Source organism: Isoptericola sp. BMS4 (assembly GCF_011634835.1).
Taxonomy (GTDB): Bacteria; Actinomycetota; Actinomycetes; order Actinomycetales; family Cellulomonadaceae; genus Isoptericola.
This window is the reverse complement of the sequence record NZ_SIRP01000001.1, coordinates 3,945,639-3,964,158: the sequence shown is the minus strand read 5'-3', so window position 1 is coordinate 3,964,158 and position 18,520 is coordinate 3,945,639. Positions and strand designations below refer to the sequence as shown.

General features: G+C 76.6%; 16 protein-coding genes. All 16 read left to right on the top strand.

From position 1 onward, the window contains the following. The first annotated feature begins 222 nt into the window (after positions 1-222). The 16 genes from EYB28_RS17870 to nadC all read left to right on the top strand — a co-directional run bounded on the left by EYB28_RS17870 (position 223) and on the right by nadC (position 18,500). Positions 223-1,638: a D-alanyl-D-alanine carboxypeptidase/D-alanyl-D-alanine-endopeptidase gene (locus tag EYB28_RS17870; RefSeq protein WP_166850722.1), complete on the top strand. Its 1,416-nt coding sequence runs from the start codon at positions 223-225 to the stop codon at positions 1,636-1,638. Between the two features lie 43 nt (positions 1,639-1,681). Beyond that, positions 1,682-2,779 (top strand): zinc-dependent metalloprotease, encoded by a 1,098-nt coding sequence (locus EYB28_RS17865; protein WP_166850721.1) that lies wholly within the window; start codon positions 1,682-1,684, stop codon positions 2,777-2,779. Between the two features lie 46 nt (positions 2,780-2,825). Beyond that, positions 2,826-3,989, top strand: a complete 1,164-nt coding sequence (gene tilS, locus EYB28_RS17860) for a tRNA lysidine(34) synthetase TilS (RefSeq protein WP_166850719.1) — start codon at positions 2,826-2,828, stop codon at positions 3,987-3,989. 3 nt (positions 3,990-3,992) lie between these two features. Continuing rightward, positions 3,993-4,544, top strand: a complete 552-nt coding sequence (hpt, locus tag EYB28_RS17855) for a hypoxanthine phosphoribosyltransferase (RefSeq protein WP_166850716.1) — start codon at positions 3,993-3,995, stop codon at positions 4,542-4,544. A 151-nt stretch (positions 4,545-4,695) separates the two neighbouring features. Beyond that, on the top strand, positions 4,696-6,771 hold the full coding sequence (ftsH, locus tag EYB28_RS17850; RefSeq protein ID WP_166850714.1) for an ATP-dependent zinc metalloprotease FtsH: 2,076 nt from the start codon (positions 4,696-4,698) through the stop codon (positions 6,769-6,771). Between the two features lie 23 nt (positions 6,772-6,794). Further along, positions 6,795-7,382, top strand: coding sequence for a GTP cyclohydrolase I FolE (gene folE / locus EYB28_RS17845; RefSeq protein ID WP_166852724.1), 588 nt, complete (start codon positions 6,795-6,797; stop codon positions 7,380-7,382). A gap of 79 nt (positions 7,383-7,461) precedes the next feature. Further along, entirely contained in the window at positions 7,462-8,373 is a 912-nt protein-coding gene (gene folP / locus EYB28_RS17840) for a dihydropteroate synthase (protein ID WP_166852721.1), read from the top strand. Further along, positions 8,370-10,577, top strand: coding sequence for a 2-amino-4-hydroxy-6-hydroxymethyldihydropteridine diphosphokinase (gene folK, locus EYB28_RS17835; RefSeq protein ID WP_205710955.1), 2,208 nt, complete (start codon positions 8,370-8,372; stop codon positions 10,575-10,577). Before folP ends, folK begins: the two co-directional genes overlap by 4 nt. Position 10,578: 1 nt before the next feature. Then, a complete protein-coding gene (locus tag EYB28_RS17830) occupies positions 10,579-11,070 on the top strand; it encodes a DUF3180 domain-containing protein (protein WP_166850712.1) in 492 nt (163 codons plus the stop codon). Between the two features lie 114 nt (positions 11,071-11,184). Continuing rightward, positions 11,185-11,703 (top strand): PH domain-containing protein, encoded by a 519-nt coding sequence (locus EYB28_RS17825; RefSeq protein ID WP_166850710.1) that lies wholly within the window; start codon positions 11,185-11,187, stop codon positions 11,701-11,703. Positions 11,704-11,705: 2 nt separating this feature from the next. Continuing rightward, the gene (locus EYB28_RS17820; RefSeq protein WP_166850708.1) at positions 11,706-13,307 is read left to right on the top strand and encodes a PH domain-containing protein; all 1,602 of its coding nucleotides are present in this window, start codon (positions 11,706-11,708) and stop codon (positions 13,305-13,307) included. Beyond that, a complete protein-coding gene (locus tag EYB28_RS17815; protein WP_166850707.1) occupies positions 13,304-14,323 on the top strand; it encodes a Rossmann-like and DUF2520 domain-containing protein in 1,020 nt (339 codons plus the stop codon). The genes EYB28_RS17820 and EYB28_RS17815 overlap by 4 nt, the downstream gene beginning before the upstream one ends. Then, positions 14,320-15,297, top strand: coding sequence for a pantoate--beta-alanine ligase (gene panC, locus EYB28_RS17810; RefSeq protein WP_166850705.1), 978 nt, complete (start codon positions 14,320-14,322; stop codon positions 15,295-15,297). The genes EYB28_RS17815 and panC overlap by 4 nt, the downstream gene beginning before the upstream one ends. Before the next feature lie 88 nt (positions 15,298-15,385). Continuing rightward, the gene (gene panD / locus EYB28_RS17805; RefSeq protein ID WP_240930764.1) at positions 15,386-15,799 is read left to right on the top strand and encodes an aspartate 1-decarboxylase; all 414 of its coding nucleotides are present in this window, start codon (positions 15,386-15,388) and stop codon (positions 15,797-15,799) included. Next, complete coding sequence (locus EYB28_RS17800) at positions 15,796-17,520, top strand: L-aspartate oxidase (protein ID WP_166850704.1); 1,725 nt, start codon at positions 15,796-15,798, stop codon at positions 17,518-17,520. The genes panD and EYB28_RS17800 overlap by 4 nt, the downstream gene beginning before the upstream one ends. Further along, entirely contained in the window at positions 17,517-18,500 is a 984-nt protein-coding gene (gene nadC, locus EYB28_RS17795) for a carboxylating nicotinate-nucleotide diphosphorylase (RefSeq protein WP_240930629.1), read from the top strand. The genes EYB28_RS17800 and nadC overlap by 4 nt, the downstream gene beginning before the upstream one ends. Positions 18,501-18,520 lie beyond the last annotated feature (20 nt).

The window sequence follows — 18,520 nt, the reverse complement described above, 5'->3', positions numbered from 1 at the left end:
CTCGGACGTGCGTGGTGGCGGGCATTCCCGGTGCAGACGCCCCGTCAAAGTCTGCCATGCGCGCCGGCGCGGACCGGGCCTCCGACGTGGCGCGCGGCGCCCCGCGGACGTGGGAAGATACACAACGAGCACGCCACGGGCGCCGGGCTGTGACGATGCTCACGAAGCGCTCGACGCGCGCTCGGCGGTAGCGTCGTGGGGACACGGGAACGAGGAGGCCGCATGGGCTGGCGGGGAAACGTCACCGCCACCGCCGTGACCGCCGTCGTGCTCCTCGGGGGATACCTGGTCGCCGACGCCTACGACGTCGTCCCGGGCATGCTCACCACCTCGCCCGCCCCGGCCGCGCCGGCGCCCTTCCCCAGCGCACCCGGCGCGACCACGGGCCCGGACGTCGAACGCTCCCTGCCCGGCCTGCCCGAGGACGCCCCCGTGCCGGCGGCCGGCCAGGTGGGGAACCTCGTGGGCGACCTCGCGAAGGACGACCGCCTCGGCAAGCGCGTCGGCGTGGTCGTCGCCGACGCGCGCTCGGGCGACCTGCTCGGCACGGCCGCCCCCGACCGGCTGATGACGCCGGCGTCGGTCCAGAAGCTGCTCACCGCGACCGCCGCGCTGGCCGGGCCCGGCGGCGACCGGACGCTGCCCACCACGGTCGTGCTCAGCGGCGACTCCGACCTGGTGCTCGTCGGCGGCGGGGACATGATGCTCGCCGCGGGCGACGGCGACGAGGAGGCCGTCAACGGCCACGCCGGCCTGGGCGGGCTCGCCGACCAGGTCGCCGCGAAGCTCCTCCTGAGCGGGCGGGACTCCGTCACGCTCGCCGTCGACGACACCCTCTTCACCGGCCCCGCCGTGGCCCCCTCCGTGCCCGCCAACGACGTGCGCGACGGGTACGTCGCGCCCGTCGCCAGCGTGGGGGTCGACGTCGCGCGGCTCACCGACGCCGAGTACGGGCCGCGAGCCAAGGACCCGGCGCTCGCCGCCGCACGGCAGCTCGCCGACGAGCTCACCGACCGCGGGTTCACCGTGCGCGGACGGGTGACGCACCAGACCGCGGCGTCCTCGGCGCGGGAGGTCGCGCGGGTCGAGTCGGCGCCGCTGCGCGACGTCGTCACCTACCTGCTGCACCACTCCGACAACACGATCACGGAGGTGGTCGGGCGGATCGTCGCCCTCGACGCCGGGCGGCCCGGCAGCGGGCAGGCCGCCCGCCAGGCGGTGCGGGCGCAGGTGGAGAGGCTCGGCGTGGACCTCGAGCGCGCCGAGCTCACGGACCTCTCCGGCCTGGGCAGGGGCTCGAGGATGACGCCGCGCCAGGTCGCCGACGTCCTCGCCCTCACCGTCGACCCCGACCACCCGGAGCTGCGCGACGTCGCGCGCGGGCTGCCGGTCGGCGGACTGTCCGGCACGCTCGCGGACCGGTACCCGCAGGGCAGCCCCGGGCGCGGGTACGTCACCGGCAAGACGGGCAGCCTGCCGCGGACGACGGCGCTGGCGGGCACGGTCGTCACCGCCGACGACCGCCTACTGGTCTACACGCTGATGGCCGACGCGGTGCCGAAGGACCAGACGTACGGCGCGCGGATCATCTTCGACCGGTTCACGGGGAGCCTCGCCGCGTGCGGCTGCACGCCCTGACCCCGGGCGCCCGGCCCGCGGACGCCCTGGTTACCGTGGTCCCGTGACCACACCCACCCCGGCCCCCGACCGGGCCGTCGAGCCGCTCCTGGACTGGACGGCCGCGGCCCAGCTCGCCGGTCGCCTGGCCAGGCCCGGGCTCACCGCCCCGCGCGCCGAGCTCGCCGACCTCGTCGACGGGCTGCGCTCTGCCGCCGGCACCGCCGTCGAGCACGTGCTCACCACCACCCGCATGACGCCCGGCGCCGGCCGGGCGCCGGAGGACCTCGGCGACGTGCACGTCGTCGACCGGGCCACCTGGGCGCGGGCGAACCTGACGTCCATGCGGACCATGACCGAGCCGGTCGCCCGGTCGCTCGCGCCGGAGGCCGTCACCACGTCGTCGGCCGCGCGCCTCGCCGGAGCCGCCGAGGTGGGCGCGCTCCTCGCGCTGCTCTCCGGGCGCGTCCTCGGCCAGTTCGACCCGTACGGCACCGCCTGCGGGCGGCTGCTGCTCGTGGCGCCGAACATCCTCACGACCGAGCGGGCGCTGGACCTGCGCCCGCGCGACTTCCGGCTCTGGGTGTGCCTGCACGAGCAGACGCACGCCCTGCAGTTCGCCGCCGCGCCCTGGCTCGCCGACCACCTGGGCGCCCGGGTGGGCGACCTGCTGCAGGACGTCGCGACCGGCTCGGTGCGGATGGTGAAGGCGCCGCTGCGGGACAAGCTCGCGGTCGCCGGCCGCACGGTCCTGCGTGCGGTGCGGGGCGAGCTCGTCACCCCGCTCGACGAGCTCCTCTCCGCGGCGCAGCGCCAGGAGCTGGCGGAGATCACCGCCGTCATGGCGCTCCTGGAGGGCCACGCCGACGTGATGATGGACGCCGTCGGGCGCCGCGTGGTGCCCACCGTGCGCACCATCCGGGCACGGTTCGAGAAGCGGCGCTCCGGGGAGGGCGCCCCGACGCTCGACGCGGTGCTGCGCCGGGTGCTCGGGATGGAGGCCAAGCTCGCGCAGTACCGCGACGGCGCCGCGTTCGTGCGCGGCGTCGAGGGACGCGTCGGCCGCGACGGCCTCAACGCCGTCTGGTCGTCGCCGGAGCACCTGCCGTCCTCCCGCGAGATCCACGACCCCCGCGCCTGGGTGCGGCGCGTGCACGGCTGACCGCCGCGACGAGCGACCCGTCGACCCGTCGAGAGGCGTGATCCGGATGGCACAGGTGGACCCCGCCCTCGCGGCCGCGCGCGGCGCGGTCCGGGCGGAGCTGGCGGACCTCGCCGACGGCGGTCTCGCGCCGGGCGGCCTGGTGCTCGTCGCCTGCTCCGGGGGCGCGGACAGCCTGGCGCTCGCGGGCGCGACGGCGCTCGAGGCGGGGCGCGTGGGCCGGTCGGTGCGCTCGCGCGGGTTCGCGGTCCGTGCCGGCGCCGTCGTCGTGGACCACGGGCTTCAGCCGGGGTCCGACGACGTCGCGGCGGAGGCCGCGCGGCAGTGCCGCACCCTGGGGCTCGACCCGGTCGTGGTGCGGACGGTCGCGGTCGACGACGGGCCGGGCGCGGGCGGGCTCGAGGCCGCCGCGCGCGAGGCCCGGTACGCGGCCCTCGCCGAGGAGGCCGCGGCCCGCGACGCCGCGGCCGTGCTGCTGGGCCACACCCTCGACGACCAGGCGGAGTCCGTGCTGCTGGGGCTGGCGCGGGGGAGCGGGGCGCGCTCCCTGGCGGGCATGCCGCGGCGGCGCGGGCCGCTGCGCCGGCCGTTCCTGGGGCTGCGACGGGCGCAGACGGAGGCCGTCTGCGCCGCCCTCGGCCTGGAGTTCTGGACCGACCCCACCAACCTGCTGCCCGCCACCGATGCCGAACATGCGGTTGCTCCCGGTTTCACGGCCGAAGAACCGGATCAACCACATGTTCGGCACGTGCCGGGGCGGACCCGGGTGCGCGGTGCGGTGCTGCCGGTCCTGGAGGCGAGCCTGGGGCCGGGCGTCGTCGAGGCGCTGGCGCGCAGCGCCGACCAGCTGCGCGACGACGCGGACCTGCTCGACGAGCTCGCCTCCGAGGTGCTCGCCTCGGCGACGGCGCAGGACCCGGCCGCGAGCCGGGGGGAGCTCGTGCTGGACGCCGGCGTGCTCGCCGCCGCCCACCCGGCCCTGCGCCGTCGCGCGCTGCGGGCGGCGGCCCTCGCGGCAGGGTGCCCCGCCGGGGCGACGACGGCGCGGCACGTCGACGCGCTGGACGCCCTCGTCGTCTCGTGGCGTGGGCAGGGCCCCGTCCACCTGCCGGGCGACGCCCGCGCCCGGCGAGCGTGTGGCAGTCTTTTCCTGCACCCGCCGCTCACCGCCGCGGGTACGCCCCAGCACTTCCCGCGCCCTGAGGAGTAACACGTGGACCAGTCGGACGTCTCCGGCGATCTCGCCGACATCCTGCTCACCGAGGAACAGCTCGGGGAGAAGCTCGACGAGATGGCGGCGAAGATCGACGCGGACTACGCGGGCCAGGACCTCCTGCTCGTCGGCGTCCTCAAGGGCGCGGTCATGGTCATGGCGGACCTCGCCCGCCGGCTGCACCACCCCGTGCAGATGGACTGGATGGCCGTGTCGTCCTACGGCTCCGGCACCAAGTCCTCGGGCGTGGTGCGGATCCTCAAGGACCTCGACGCCGACCTGACCGGGCGCAACGTGCTGATCGTCGAGGACGTCATCGACTCCGGGCTCACCCTGTCCTGGCTCGTGGCGAACCTGCGTTCGCGCGGGCCGGAGTCGGTGGAGATCGCGACCATGCTCCGCAAGCCGGACGCCGCGAAGGTCGAGGTCGACGTGCGCTACGTGGGCTTCGACATCCCCAACGAGTTCGTCGTCGGCTACGGGCTGGACTACGCGGAGAAGTACCGCAACCTGCCGTTCGTGGGCACGCTCGCCCCGCACGTGTACAGCTGACGCCCCGGCGCCCGCGGGCGGAGCGCCCGGCCCCCCCTGTGGGCCGCGTCCAGCCGTGGGCGAACACTCACCGTTCGTCCACGTCCAGCGTGTAGCGTCGTGGGCACAGATTGCCCGACGGAAGGGAAGCGGGGCACCGTCCCCGTCGCCGATGAACATCAAGAAGATCCTCAGCGGCCCGATCATCTGGATCGTGGTCGGCCTGCTGCTCGTCTCGCTGGCCTTCAGCGCGTTCAACACCGAGCGGGTCTCCCGCATCGAGACCTCGCAGGGCCTCGAGCTGCTCGCCGGCGACACGGTCGACCACGCGCTCGTCGTGGACGGCGACCAGCGCGTCGTGCTCGAGCTGAACGAGAAGTACGTCACGGACGCCGGGACGGACGACGAGCAGGACCACGGGGAGAAGGTCGAGTTCTTCTACGTGGAGCCGCAGGGCGACACGGTCGCCAAGGCCGTCAGCGGCGCCGACCTCGCCGACGGCTACGACTCCGAGGTGCCCCAGCCCAGCTTCTGGGGCTCCATGCTGTCGTTCATCATCCCGTTCCTGCTCATCGGCGTCGTGTTCTGGTTCATCCTGTCGCGGATGCAGGGCGGCGGCCGGAACGGCGTCATGGGCTTCGGCAAGTCCAAGGCCAAGATGATCACCAAGGACATGCCGCAGGTGACGTTCGCCGACGTCGCGGGCGTGGACGAGGCAGTCGAGGAGCTCCACGAGATCAAGGAGTTCCTCGCCGAGCCGGACAAGTTCCAGGCCGTGGGCGCCAAGATCCCCAAGGGCGTGCTGCTGTACGGCCCGCCCGGCACGGGCAAGACCTTGCTCGCGCGAGCCGTCGCGGGCGAGGCCGGGGTGCCGTTCTACTCGATCTCCGGGTCCGACTTCGTCGAGATGTTCGTCGGCGTCGGCGCCTCCCGCGTGCGCGACCTGTTCGAGCAGGCCAAGAACAACGCCCCCGCCATCATCTTCATCGACGAGATCGACGCCGTCGGCCGCCACCGCGGCGCCGGCATGGGCGGCGGCCACGACGAGCGCGAGCAGACGCTCAACCAGATGCTCGTCGAGATGGACGGCTTCGACGTCAAGACGAACGTCATCCTCATCGCCGCGACCAACCGCCCGGACATCCTCGACCCGGCGCTGCTGCGCCCGGGCCGCTTCGACCGCCAGGTCGCGGTCGAGGCACCGGACCTCAAGGGTCGCGAGCACATCCTCACCGTGCACGCGCAGGGCAAGCCGATGGTCGACACGGTCGACCTGAACGCCGTCGCCCGCCGCACCCCGGGCTTCACCGGCGCCGACCTGGCCAACGTGCTGAACGAGGCGGCGCTGCTCACCGCGCGCAGCGGCGCCCAGCTCATCGACGACCGCGCGCTGGACGAGGCCATCGACCGCGTGATCGCGGGCCCGCAGAAGCGCACCCGGGTGATGAAGGTCAAGGAGCAGAAGATCACCGCGTACCACGAGGGCGGGCACGCCCTCGTCGCGGCGGCGATGCGCTACACCGACCCGGTCACGAAGGTGACGATCCTGCCGCGCGGCCGGGCCCTCGGCTACACGATGGTCATGCCCACGGAGGACAAGTACTCCACGACGCGCAACGAGCTGCTCGACCAGCTCGCGTACGCGATGGGCGGCCGCGTGGCGGAGGAGATCGTCTTCCACGACCCGACCACCGGCGCGAGCAACGACATCGAGAAGGCCACCGGGACCGCCCGCAAGATGGTCACCGAGTACGGCATGAGCGAGCGCGTCGGCGCGATCAAGATCGGCTCCGGCTCCTCCGAGCCGTTCATGGGTCGCGACGCCGGGCACGGGCGCGAATTCTCCGAGGCCGTGGCCGGCACTGTCGACCACGAGGTGCGCAAGCTCGTCGAGGCCGCGCACGACGAGGCGTGGCAGGTGCTCACGCAGTACCGCGACGTGCTCGACGACCTGGTCCTGCGGCTCCTGGAGAAGGAGACGCTCAACCAGGCCGAGCTGGCGGAGGTGTTCGCCCCGGTCGAGAAGCGCCCGCCGCGCGACGTGTGGCTCTCGAGCGAGCAGCGCACCGTCCACACCCGCGGTCCGATCATGACCGACGCGGAGAAGGCGGCCGCGGAGACGAACGGTCACTCGAACGCCGTCGTGCCGCAGGACGAGGCGGCCACCTCCGACCGGAAGGACGTGCTGGAGGCGGGCCCCGGCGTGGGAACGGACGCGGAGCCCCCGGCGGCGGGGGACCACCGGTGACCGACCCGGTGACGGACCTCGGCATGCGCGCGGCCGCGGAGGTCCCGCCGTACGACGAGCCGCGGGCCGAGAAGGCCGTGCGCGAGCTGCTGCTCGCCGTCGGCGAGGACCCGGACCGCGAGGGTCTCCGCGACACGCCCGCCCGGGTGGCCCGCGCGTACCGCGAGATCTTCGCCGGCCTGCGGCAGGAGCCGGAGGACGTCCTCACCACGACGTTCGACCTGGGCCACGAGGAGATGGTCCTGGTCCGCGACATCGAGCTGTACTCGACATGCGAGCACCACCTCGTGCCGTTCCACGGCGTCGCGCACGTCGGGTACATCCCCAACACCGAGGGGCAGATCACTGGGCTGTCCAAGATCGCCCGGCTCGTGGAGGTGTTCGCGCGCCGCCCCCAGGTGCAGGAACGTCTCACGAGCCAGATCGCGGACGCCCTGGTGCGGATCCTGGAGCCGCGGGGCGTGCTCGTCGTCGTCGAGTGCGAGCACCTGTGCATGTCGATGCGCGGGGTCCGCAAGCCCGGCTCGCGGACGGTGACGTCGGCGGTGCGCGGGAGCATGCTGAACTCGGCGACCCGTGCCGAGGCCATGAGCCTCGTCACGAGGCGGTGACGACCCGGTGAGCCCCCACCCGCGCGACGCGGCGGTCGCCGGACTCCCCGAGCTGTCCGGGGTGGGACGCTGCCTGGTCATGGGCGTGGTCAACATCACCCCGGACTCGTTCTCCGACGGCGGCGAGTGGTTCGAGCCGGACGCGGGCGTGCGGCACGGCCTCGACCTGCTCGCCGACGGCGCGGACCTGCTCGACGTCGGCGGCGAGTCGACCCGTCCCGGCGCCGCGCGCGTGGACGAGGACGAGGAACTGCGCCGGGTGCTGCCGGTCATCTCGCGCCTCGCCGCGCACGGCGCCGTGGTCTCCGTCGACACGACGCGCGCGAACGTCGCCCGGCGTGCGGTGGAGGCGGGCGCGCGGATCGTCAACGACGTCTCCGGCGGCCTGGCCGACCCGCGCATGGTGCACGTCGTCGCGGAGACGGGTGTCGCCTACGTGGCGATGCACTGGCGCGGGCACGCCGACGTCATGGACGCCCGCCAGGACTACGCCGACGTCGTGACGGACGTGCGCGACGAGCTCGCCGCCCGCATGGATGCCCTCGTGGCGGCCGGGGCCGACCCGGGCCAGGTCGTCCTGGACCCCGGGCTCGGCTTCGCGAAGGCCGGCACCCTCAACTGGCCGCTCCTCACCCACCTCGACGCGCTGGAGACGCTGGGGCGCCCGGTGCTCGTGGGCGCGTCCCGCAAGCGCTTCCTGGGGCACCTGCTCGCCGGGACCCACGGCGGGCCGGCGGGCGAGCCCGTGCCGCCGCTCGCCCGGGACGACGCGACGGCCGCGATCTCCGCCCTCTCGGCCGCCGCGGGGGCCTGGGGGGTGCGCGTGCACGCCGCACGCGCCAGCGCCGACGCCGTCCGGGTCGCGGACGCCTGGACGACGGCCGGGGCGGACGGGGAAGATGCCGACGAGCTCGGTGCGCCGGGCACCTCCAGCACGACGAGTGCGAGGGGCGGCAGCTCCGCCCTCGCCGACGGAAAGGGCAGCTCGTGACGTTCGCCGCAGCCGTACCGGATCCCCGGGGACGACAGCTCGACCAGATCCGCCTCGACGGCGTGACCGCCACGGGACACCACGGCGTGCTCCCGCACGAGCGGGCCGAGGGCCAGGTCTTCAGCGCCGACGTCGTGCTGCACCTCGACACCCGGGCGGCGGCGTCGTCCGACGACCTGGGCGCCACCGTCAGCTACGCCGACGTGGCCCGGGACGTGCACGACGTGCTCGCGGGGTCCCCGGCCGACCTGGTCGAGACCGTCGCGGAGCGGATCGCCGCCGCGGTCCTGGCCCACGACGCCGTGCACACGGTCGACGTGCGCGTGCACAAGCCGCAGGCGCCCATCGAGGTGCCGTTCGACGACGTCGCCGTCGTGGTGCGGCGCGACCGGACCCACGCCCCGTCGGTCGACGCGCCCGCGCGGCCCGCCGAGGCCGCGTCGCCACCGGCCCCGGAGCCCGCCGAGGCCCCTGTCGCGCCCGCCCTGGGCGCGGCCGCGGTGACGGCGGCCGCGGCGGAGCCGGCGCCGGAGCCGGCGCCGGAGCCGGGGGCGACGCCCGAGCAGGCGCCGGTGCCGCCCGTGCCCGCGCCCGTCGAGCCCGAGGAGCCGGCCGTCGACCCGCTCGACGTCGTGCCCGAGCACCCCGTCGAGGCCGTGCTGGCCCTCGGCGCCAACCTCGGCGACGCGCAGGTGACCCTGCGCGAGGCGGTGACCGACATCGACCGGCTCGCCGGGGTGCAGGTCACGGACGTGTCGCCGCTCGCGCGGACCGGTGCCGTCGGCGGCCCGGACCAGCCCGACTACCTCAACGCCGTCCTCGTCGTGCGCACCACCCTCGCGCCCGTCGGCCTGCTGGACGCGCTGCAGGACGTCGAGGAGCACCACGGCCGGGTGCGCGAGAAGCGGTGGGGGCCGCGGACGCTCGACATCGACATCGTGCAGTACGGCACGCTCACGTCCACCGACCCGGACCTCGAGCTGCCCCACCCCCGGGCGCACGAGCGGGCGTTCGTGCTCGTCCCCTGGGCGGAGATCGCGCCCGACGCGGTGCTCGGCGGCCTCGGTGGCGGGATCGTGGGCCAGCTCGCCGCGACGGCGCCCGACCGCGCCGGCATCCGGTGGCTCGCCCTCGACTGGCTGACGGGGCCGACGCAGAGCACGGGCCAGGTCGCGTCGAGCGCCGCGTCCCCGGCGCCGTCGGCTCCCGTGCCGCAGGCACCCGACGCGGTCGAGCCGGACGCGCCCCGGCCGGACTCCGCCGCGCAGCCGGTGGCCCGGCCTCCCGCGCCCGCGGTCCCGGAGGACTCCCCGGAGGTGCCCTGGGCGCCGCCGGAGGACTCCCGGTCGGCGCCGTGGTCGGCCCCGGAGGACTCGTCGGCGGCACCGTGGGCGGGCCCGGAGGCGCAGCTCGCGCCTGAGCCGACCCCGGAACCGGCTCCCTCGCCGGCTCCGGAGCCCGCGTACCCGTCCGCCGCGGAGCCGCCCGCCCCGCACCCGGCGCCGGAGGCGTACCCCGCCCCGGCGCCGCAGGCCGCGGACGAGCCGGGGTTCGCGCCGGACCCGTGGCCGGCACCGCAGCAGCCCGGCCCGCAGGCCGCTGAGGCCGCCGGGCTCGAGCCCGGCGGAGCGCCCGCAGTGCCGTCCGAGCCCGTGGAGCCGCACCCCGCGGCCCCCTCGTTGCCGGACCTGCCCGACGTGCCGGACCCGCGGGACGACGTGCCGGACCCGGCCGCGCTGCCGCCCGTCCCGGGCCCGGCCTTCGACGTCCCCACCGGCCCGGAGCCTCGCACGGACCCGGCGCAGCCCACCCCGCCGCCGGGGATCATCGACTCCGTCCCGCGGACGACGCCCGCGCCGCACGCCCCGGTGCCGCCGGCCCCGGACCAGCCACCGGCCGCGCCGGAGGAGCCGGAGGCGCTGCGGCCGTACGCGGCGCCGACCGAGCAGCGGCGCCCGGTCGCCCCCGCGGAGCCGTCGGCCCCGCTCGGCGACGCCCATCGCCCGGTCCCGGCGGAGCCCCGCCCGGCCACGCCCGTGGAGCCGCACCCGCCCGTGCCGCCCGCGCCTCCGGAGACGTACCCGCCGTTCGGCGGTGAGCCGGCGCAGCTGAACCCGTTCGCACCGTTCGGGGAGCCGGACCCGGAGCCCCCGGCGCGGCCCGAGGAGCCGGGGCACGACGCGGGCGACGAGCGCGAACGCTGACATGCGCCGCACCTCCGTCCGCACGCTCGTCCTCGTCGCGGCCGCGGTCGCCGTCGTCGGGACGGTCGTGCTGCGGCTGCTGGAGTCGCGGGGCATCTACCTGCCGACCGTCGCGTGGGTGGAGTACGTCGCGATCCTCGGCCTCGCGGGCGGCATCTTCTGGGCCGGCTGGGCCGTGCGCGCCTACCAGCGGGGCGACCGTCCCGACCTCGACCCGCTGCGTGCGGCGCGCACCTTCGTGCTCGCCAAGGCCGCCGCGCTGACAGGTGCGCTGCTCGCGGGCCGCTACGTCGCCACCGTCCTGGTGGTCGCCGGCCAGCTCGACATCGAGGCCCGGCGGGACCAGGGCGTCGCCGCCGGCATCGGCGTGGCGTGCGCCGTCGTGCTCACGGTCGTCGGGCTCGTCGTGGAGAGGTTCTGCGAGCTGCCGCCTCCGGACGACGGCGACGGCGACGGCCGCGGCGAGGAGCGCGCGGACCCGCTCCCGTCCTGAGGCGCGGACACGCCGTGCCGAGGGCCGTCCTCATCCTTCCGGCGGACCCGGCCGGTGGCGGTCCCCGCCGTCCGGCCGATGTCGCGACGCGCGCACGGATGGGAAGATGGGGCCATGACCAGCACCCCCGCCGGCCCGCCGACGGCGCGGGCGACCGGACCGTTCGACCCGCCCGGAGTCGAGTGGCAGGGCGTCTCGCCCCGCCTCGTCCGGGCCCGTCTCATCCCCGCGTCCGTCGTCCTCGGCGTCCCCGTCGTCGCCGGCGCCGTGCTGACGGCGCTCGTCTCGCCGTGGTTCTGGCTGCTGGTCGGGGTCCCCGCCGCCCTGCTGCTGTGGACCGTGGTGCTCGTGCCCCGGCAGGTGCGCGCGATCGGGTACGCCGAGCGTGACGACGACCTGCTGATCCGCAAGGGCATCCTGTTCCGGTCGCTGGTCGTCGTGCCCTACGGGCGGATGCAGTACGTCGACGTCGAGGCCGGACCGCTCGACCGGAACCTCGGCATCGCGTCCGTCCAGCTCCACACGGCGTCGGCGAGCACGGACGCCGACATCCCGGGCCTCGTCCCCGACGAGGCCGAGCGCCTGCGTGACCGGCTCTCGTCGCGCGGCGAGGCGCGGCTGGCGGGCCTGTGAGCATGCCCACGACCCCGCCGTCCGGACGTCCGGCCACCCGGCACGACGGCGCGGCCGACGCCGCGGCGGGCGGCGCGGCGCGTGACGACCTGCGGTGGCGGCGCGTGCACCCGGTGACGCCGCTGGTGCGCGGCTGGGCCGTCGTCGTCGGTGCCCTGGTCGTCGTGGGCAGCCAGGTCGCGGACGACGTGCAGAGCGCCGCCGACCTGGCCGGGCGTATCGACGGCCTGTGGTGGAAGGTCGTCCTCGTCCTGCTCCTGATCGTGGGGATCGCCTTCGGCTACGCCGCCCTCGCCTGGCGGATGACGGCGTTCGCCGTCGACGACGACGCGGTCCACCTTCGCAAGGGCGTCCTGTTCCGTCAGCAACGGCACGCCCGCCTGGACCGGCTCCAGGCCGTGGACGTCCGCCAGCCCCTGCTGGCCCGGCTCTTCGGGCTGGCGGAGCTGCGGCTGGAGGTCGCCGGCGGCACCGACTCCGCCGTCGCGATCGGGTTCCTCACCGACGCCGACGCCGGGCACCTGCGCGCCGACCTGCTCGCCCGCGCGGCGGGGATCAAGGCGGCCCGCGCGGCGACGCCGGGCACCGGCCCCGCACCGGCGCCACCGGCCGGGGACGCGGCCGCGACGCCGGAGGGCTCGGCGGCCGAGGGCGCGGCGCCCCCGGGCACGGCGCCCGGGACCGAGCCGTCGGAGGCTCCCGAGGCCCCGGAGCGCACGGTGTACGAGGTGCCGCCGTCCCGGCTGCTGGCGTCGCTGGTGCGGCTGCCCGGGCTGTGGCTCGCGGTGCTGCTCCTCGCGGGCCTCGGCGTCGTCGTCACGGTGACGCGCAACGTGGGGATCCTCATGTCGGCGCTGCCCGCCGTCCTCGGCGTGGGCGGTTACCTGTTCCAGCGGTTCGCCGGGGAGTTCGGCTTCCGTGCGGCGCTGTCCCCGGACGGCATCCGCCTGCGGCACGGGCTGCTCGAGACCCGCGCCCAGACGATCCCGCCGGGCCGCGTGCAGGCCGTCTCCCTCACCCAGGGGCCGTGGTGGCGGGGCCCGGACTGGTGGCGCGTGCGGGTCAACGTCGCCGGCTACGGCGGCGGCGAGGGCGGCAACGGCGAGTCGCAGAACGTGCTGCTGCCGGTGGGGCCGCGTTCGGAGGCGCTCACGGCGGTCGGGCTGGTGCTGCCCGACCTGGACGCCGGTGACCTCGACACCACGCTCGCGCTGCTGGACGAGGCCCTCGTGGGCGACGCGCGCACCGACCGCTGGTTCCTCACGAGCCCCCGGCGCGCCCGGCTGCTCGACCCGTGGAGCTGGCGGCGCAACGGGTACGCCGTCACCGGCCGCGCGCTGCTCGCCCGCGGGGGCCGGTTCGTGCGCCGCCTCGAGGTGGTGCCCCACGAGCGCACGCAGTCCCTCGGCCTGGAGCAGGGGCCCTGGCAGCGCAGGCGCGGCCTCGCGTCCGTCACGCTGCACTCGACCCCCGGCCCCGTCATGCCCACCGTGCAGCACATGGACGCCGACGAGGCGGCCCGGCTGCTGGCGGAGCAGTCGGTGCGCGCCCGCGCCGCGCGGGCCCACGCCACCCCCGAACGCTGGATGGAGGACCCTCGATGACCCCTGCGCCGCCCACCGCGCCCGGGAGCGAGGGGGACGACGGCGCCCGCCGCCCCGGCCGCCTCGGCGTCGGCATCGTCGGGGCGGGCCGCGTGGGCGCCGTGCTCGGCAGCGCGTTGCGCTCCACGGGCCACGCGGTCGTCGGGGCGAGCGGCGTGAGCGAGGAGTCCCGCGAGCGCATCGCCACGCTGCTGCCCGGCGTGCCCCACCTGGAGGTGCCGCAGATCGTCGAGCGGTCCGAGCTGGTGCTGCTGTCGGTGCCCGACGACGCGCTGGCCGAGGTCGTCGGCGGCCTGGCCTCGCTGGGGGCCTGGCAGCCCGGCCAGCTGGTGGTGCACACCTCCGGCCGCTACGGCACGGACGTCCTGGAGCCCGCGCGCCAGGCCGGCGCGATCCCGCTCGCCGTGCACCCGGCGATGACGTTCACGGGCACGTCGCTGGACCTGCAGCGGCTCACCGGCTGCACGTTCGCCGTCACCGCGCCGGCCGCCGTCCAGCCCATCGGGCAGGCGCTCGTCGTCGAGGTCGGCGGCGAGCCGGTCGTCGTCGACGAGGGGGCCCGGGCGCTGTACCACGCGGCCCTCGCGCACGGCGCGAACCACCTGGTGACGCTGGTCGCCCAGGCGGCGCAGGCGCTCGAGGCGTCCGGCGTCGACCGACCGGGCCGGCTGCTCGCCCCCTTGCTCTCGGCGGCGCTCGACGGCGCCACGCGGGCGGCGGACGTGCGCGACGGCGTCGGGCCGGGCGCGATCGCGGCCCTGACGGGCCCGGTCGCCCGCGGCGACGTCGGGACCGTCCGGACGCACCTGGGCGCGCTGGACGCGCTGGCGACGGCGACGGGGGCCACGGACGTCGTGGCCTCGTACACGGAGCTGGCGCGCGGCGCCACGGTGCGGGCGCTGGCGTCGCACCGCATCGACGACGCCGCGGCGCGCCGGCTGCTCGACGTGCTCGCGGCCCCCACCGCGGCGCCCCGCGACCCGGGCGCCGACGACCCCTCGGAGGAGCAGGAATGACCGGCACCACCACGACGCCCGGCGCGACCGGCCGCCCGCGCCCCGCCGTCGTCCGCACGCGGGGCGAGCTGCGCGACGCCCTGACGTCGTGGGCGCTCACCGGGCCGGACGCCACCGACCGGCGCGCCGTCGTCATGACCATGGGCGCGCTGCACGACGGGCACCTGCGGCTCGTGCGCCGCGCGCGCGAGGAGGCGGGGGAGACCGGGCAGGTCGTGGTGACGATCTTCGTCAACCCGCTGCAGTTCGGCGCCGGGGAGGACCTGGAGGCGTACCCGCGCGACCTGGACGGCGACGTCGACAAGCTGGCGAGCGTCGGGGCCGACCTGGTGTTCGCCCCCACCCCCGACGTCGTGTACCCGGACGGCGACCCCGTCGTGCGCGTGTCCGCGGGCCGGTTCGGGGAGGTGCTCGAGGGGGAGCACCGCCCGGGGCACATGGACGGCGTGCTCACCGTGGTGCTCAAGCTGCTGCACCTCACCCGCCCCGACGTGGCGCTGTTCGGCGAGAAGGACGCCCAGCAGCTCCTCGCGGTGCGCCGCATGGTGCGCGACCTGGACCTGGACGTCGAGGTGGTGGGCGTGCCGACCGTGCGCGAGCCGGACGGGCTGGCGATGTCGTCGCGCAACGCGTACCTCTCGGACGACGAGCGGCGTCTCGCGCTCGCCCTGTCGCGGGCGCTGCGCGCGGGGGCGGACGCGGCGGACGCCGGGCACGGGGCGGACGACGTCCGCGCGGCGGCGTCGGGAATCCTGGAGGGTGCCGCCGGTGTTGACGTGGATTACCTCGCCCTCGTCGACCCGGCTACCGTGGGCCCGGTGCCCGCGGACCACCGCGGCCCGGCGCTCCTGCTCGTCGCGGCGCGCGTGGGCACCACCCGACTGATCGACAACCAGGCCGTGGAGGTCGCGGCCCCCGGGGAACCGGCGGGACGCGAGGACGACACCGCAGGCCAGGAGGCACATCGTGACTGACCAGCCCACGACCCCGGAGCCCGGGCAGGACGCCGCGCGCGCCGCGGGTCGCGCCCCCGCGCGCCGCCCGGCGTCGTTGCAGCGCCCGATGATGATCGGCAAGATCCACCGGGCCACGGTCACCCAGGCGGACCTGCACTACGTGGGATCCGTCACGGTCGACACCGACCTCCTCGAGGCCGCGGACCTGATCCCCGGCCAGCAGGTCGACGTCGTCGACGTCACGAACGGCGCCCGCCTGACCACGTACGTCATCCCCGGCGAGCCGGGGAGCGGCCAGATCAGCATCAACGGCGCCGCCGCGCACCTGGTGCACCCGGGCGACGTCGTCATCATCATCGCCTACGGCATGCTGTCGGACGCCGACGCCCGCACGTTCCTGCCGCACGTCGTCTTCGTCGACGGGTCGAACCGCATCGTCGAGGTGCACGACGACCCCGGCCAGGTGCCGGACGGGCACGGCCTGTCCGCGAGCGGCCTGCCGTTCGCCTCCGTGCGGTGACCGCCGCAGGCGGCCCGACGCCCCGGCTCGCCCGCGCCCTCGCCGCGCCGCCCGCGGGCTGGACCACCGAGGCCGACGCCGTGGTCGTCGGCTCCGGCATCGCCGGGCTCACGGCCGCCCTCGAGCTGCGTACTCGCGTGCCGCGCGTCCTCCTCGTGACCAAGGGCGAGCTGGCGTCCGGCTCGACGGTGTGGGCCCAGGGCGGGATCGCCGCGGCGCTGCACCCGGACGACACCCCCGAGGCCCACCACCACGACACGCTCGTGGCGGGCGCCGGGGTCGGCGACCCCGACGCGGTGCAGGTGCTCGTCACCGAGGGGCCGCGCCGCGTGCGCGAGCTCGTGGCCCGCGGGGCGGCGTTCGACGTCGCGCCCGACGGCGGCATCGCGCTCACCCGCGAGGGCGGGCACCGCGCGGACCGCATCGCGCACGCCGGCGGGGACGCCACGGGGGCGGAGATCTCCCGCGCCCTGGTCGCCCAGATCACCGCCGTGCGCGACGACCCCGGCATCGAGGTGATCGAGAACGCGCTCGTGATCGACGTCCTCACCGGTGCCCCCGACGAGGGGGGCGCGCGCCCCGTGGCCGGGGTCACCCTGCACGTGCGCGGCGCGGGCACCCGCGACGGCGTCGGCGCGGTGCTCGCCCCCGCCGTCGTGCTGGCCACGGGCGGCGTCGGGCAGGTGTTCCGCTCCTCGACCAACCCTCCCGGCGCGACGGGCGACGGGATCGCGGCCGCGCTCCGCGCCGGCGCCGCCGTCGGCGACCTCGAGTTCGTGCAGTTCCACCCCACCGTGCTGTGGCTGGGGTCGGCGGCCAAGGGGCAGCAGCCGCTCATCAGCGAGGCCGTGCGGGGCGAGGGCGCGCTGCTGCTCGACGTCGACGGGCACCGGTTCATGCCGGCCGAGCACGAGCTGGCGGAGCTGGCCCCGCGCGACGTCGTGGCGCACGCCATCGTGCGCCGCATGGACGCCACGTCCGCCGACCACGTGCTGCTGGACGCCCGGCACCTCGGGGCGGGATTCCTGCGCGAGCGGTTCCCGAGCATCACCGCGCGCCTGGCCGCGCACGGCATCGACTGGACGGAGGAGCCGGTGCCGGTGGCGCCGGCGCAGCACTACCACTCGGGCGGGGTGGTGACGGACGTGCGCGGGCGCACCTCGGTGCCGGGCCTGTACGCGGTCGGCGAGGTGGCGTGCACCGGGGTGCACGGCGCGAACCGCCTGGCGTCGAACTCGCTGCTGGAGGGTCTGGTCTTCGCGCACCGGGCGGCCCGCGACGTCGTCGACCGGTTCGCGGCCGGCGAGCTGGGCGCGGCCCCCGCGCCGGTGGACCGGCCCGGCCCGACGGCGCTCGTGGCGGCCGCGGCGCGCTCGCGCGTGCAGCGGGCCACGTCGGCGGGGGCGGGCCCGGTCCGGTCGGCGTCCTCGCTCGCGCGGGCCGCGGCCGAGCTGGCGGGCGTGCGCACCGACGCCCACCGCGCCAGCGAGGTCGTCGCGGGGCCGCAGATCGCCGAGTGGGAGACGACGAACGTGCACCAGGTCGCCACCGCGCTCGTGCACGCGGCGGCCGTGCGCACCGAGTCCCGCGGCGGGCACTTCCGCAGCGACCACCCGCGGCGCGACCCCGCCTGGGAGCGTCGCGTCACCCTCGCCCTCGACGAGTCGGGCGCGCTCGCCGCGCCGTCGGACGTGTCCGGCCGGGTACCGTTCCCGTCGTGAACCCGAGCGACCCGCACGACCTGCCCGTGTCCGACCGCGCGTCCGCCGTCGAGCCCGGCCTCGACCCGGGCTGGGCCGCCCGCACCGTCGAGCTGGCCCTCGACGAGGACCTCGGGCCCGCCCCCGGCCGCGACGTCACCACGCAGGCCACGGTCCCGGCGTCCGCCACCGGGACGGCGGACGTCGTGGCGCGCGAGGACGGCACCGTCGCGGGGCTCGTCGTGGTCCCGGAGGTGGTGCGCCAGGTCGCCGCGCGGCTCGGCCTGCCCGCGCCGTCGGTGACTTTCCACGCCCGGGACGGCGAGGCCGTCGCCGGTGGCCGGGTGCTCGCCCGCCTCGAGGGGCCCGTCCAGGTGCTGCTCGTGGCCGAGCGCACCCTGCTCAACCTCGCCTCGCGGGCGTCCGGCGTCGCGACGGCCGCGGCGGCGTGGAAGCGCGCGCTGGCCGGCACGGGCGCCCAGGTGCTCGACACCCGCAAGACGACGCCCGGGCTGCGCGCGCTGGAGAAGTACGCCGTGCGCGCCGGCGGCGGCACCAACAAGCGCATGGGCCTGTACGACGTGGCGATGGTCAAGGACAACCACGTCGTGGCGGCCGGGTCGGTGGCGGGTGCCGTGCGCGCCGTCCGCTCGACGTTCCCCGACGTCGCCGTGCAGGTCGAGGCGGACACGACCGCCCAGGCGCTGGAGGCGCTCGACGCGGGCGCCGACTTCCTGCTGCTGGACAACATGCCGACGCCGGTCCTGGCCGCCACGGTCGCGGCCGTGCGGGAGCGCGAGGGGCGTGACGGCGTCCCCGCGCACGTCGAGCTGGAGGCGACGGGCAACCTCACCCTCGACCGCGCGGCCGAGGTGGCGGCGACGGGCGTCGACTTCCTGTCCGTGGGGGCGCTCACGCACTCCGCGCCGATCCTGGACCTCGCGCTCGACCTGCGTCCCGCGCCCTCGCGCGGGCACCCGACCGGCGCGGAGCCGTCCTGACCTGTGGTGTCCCTGCCCTG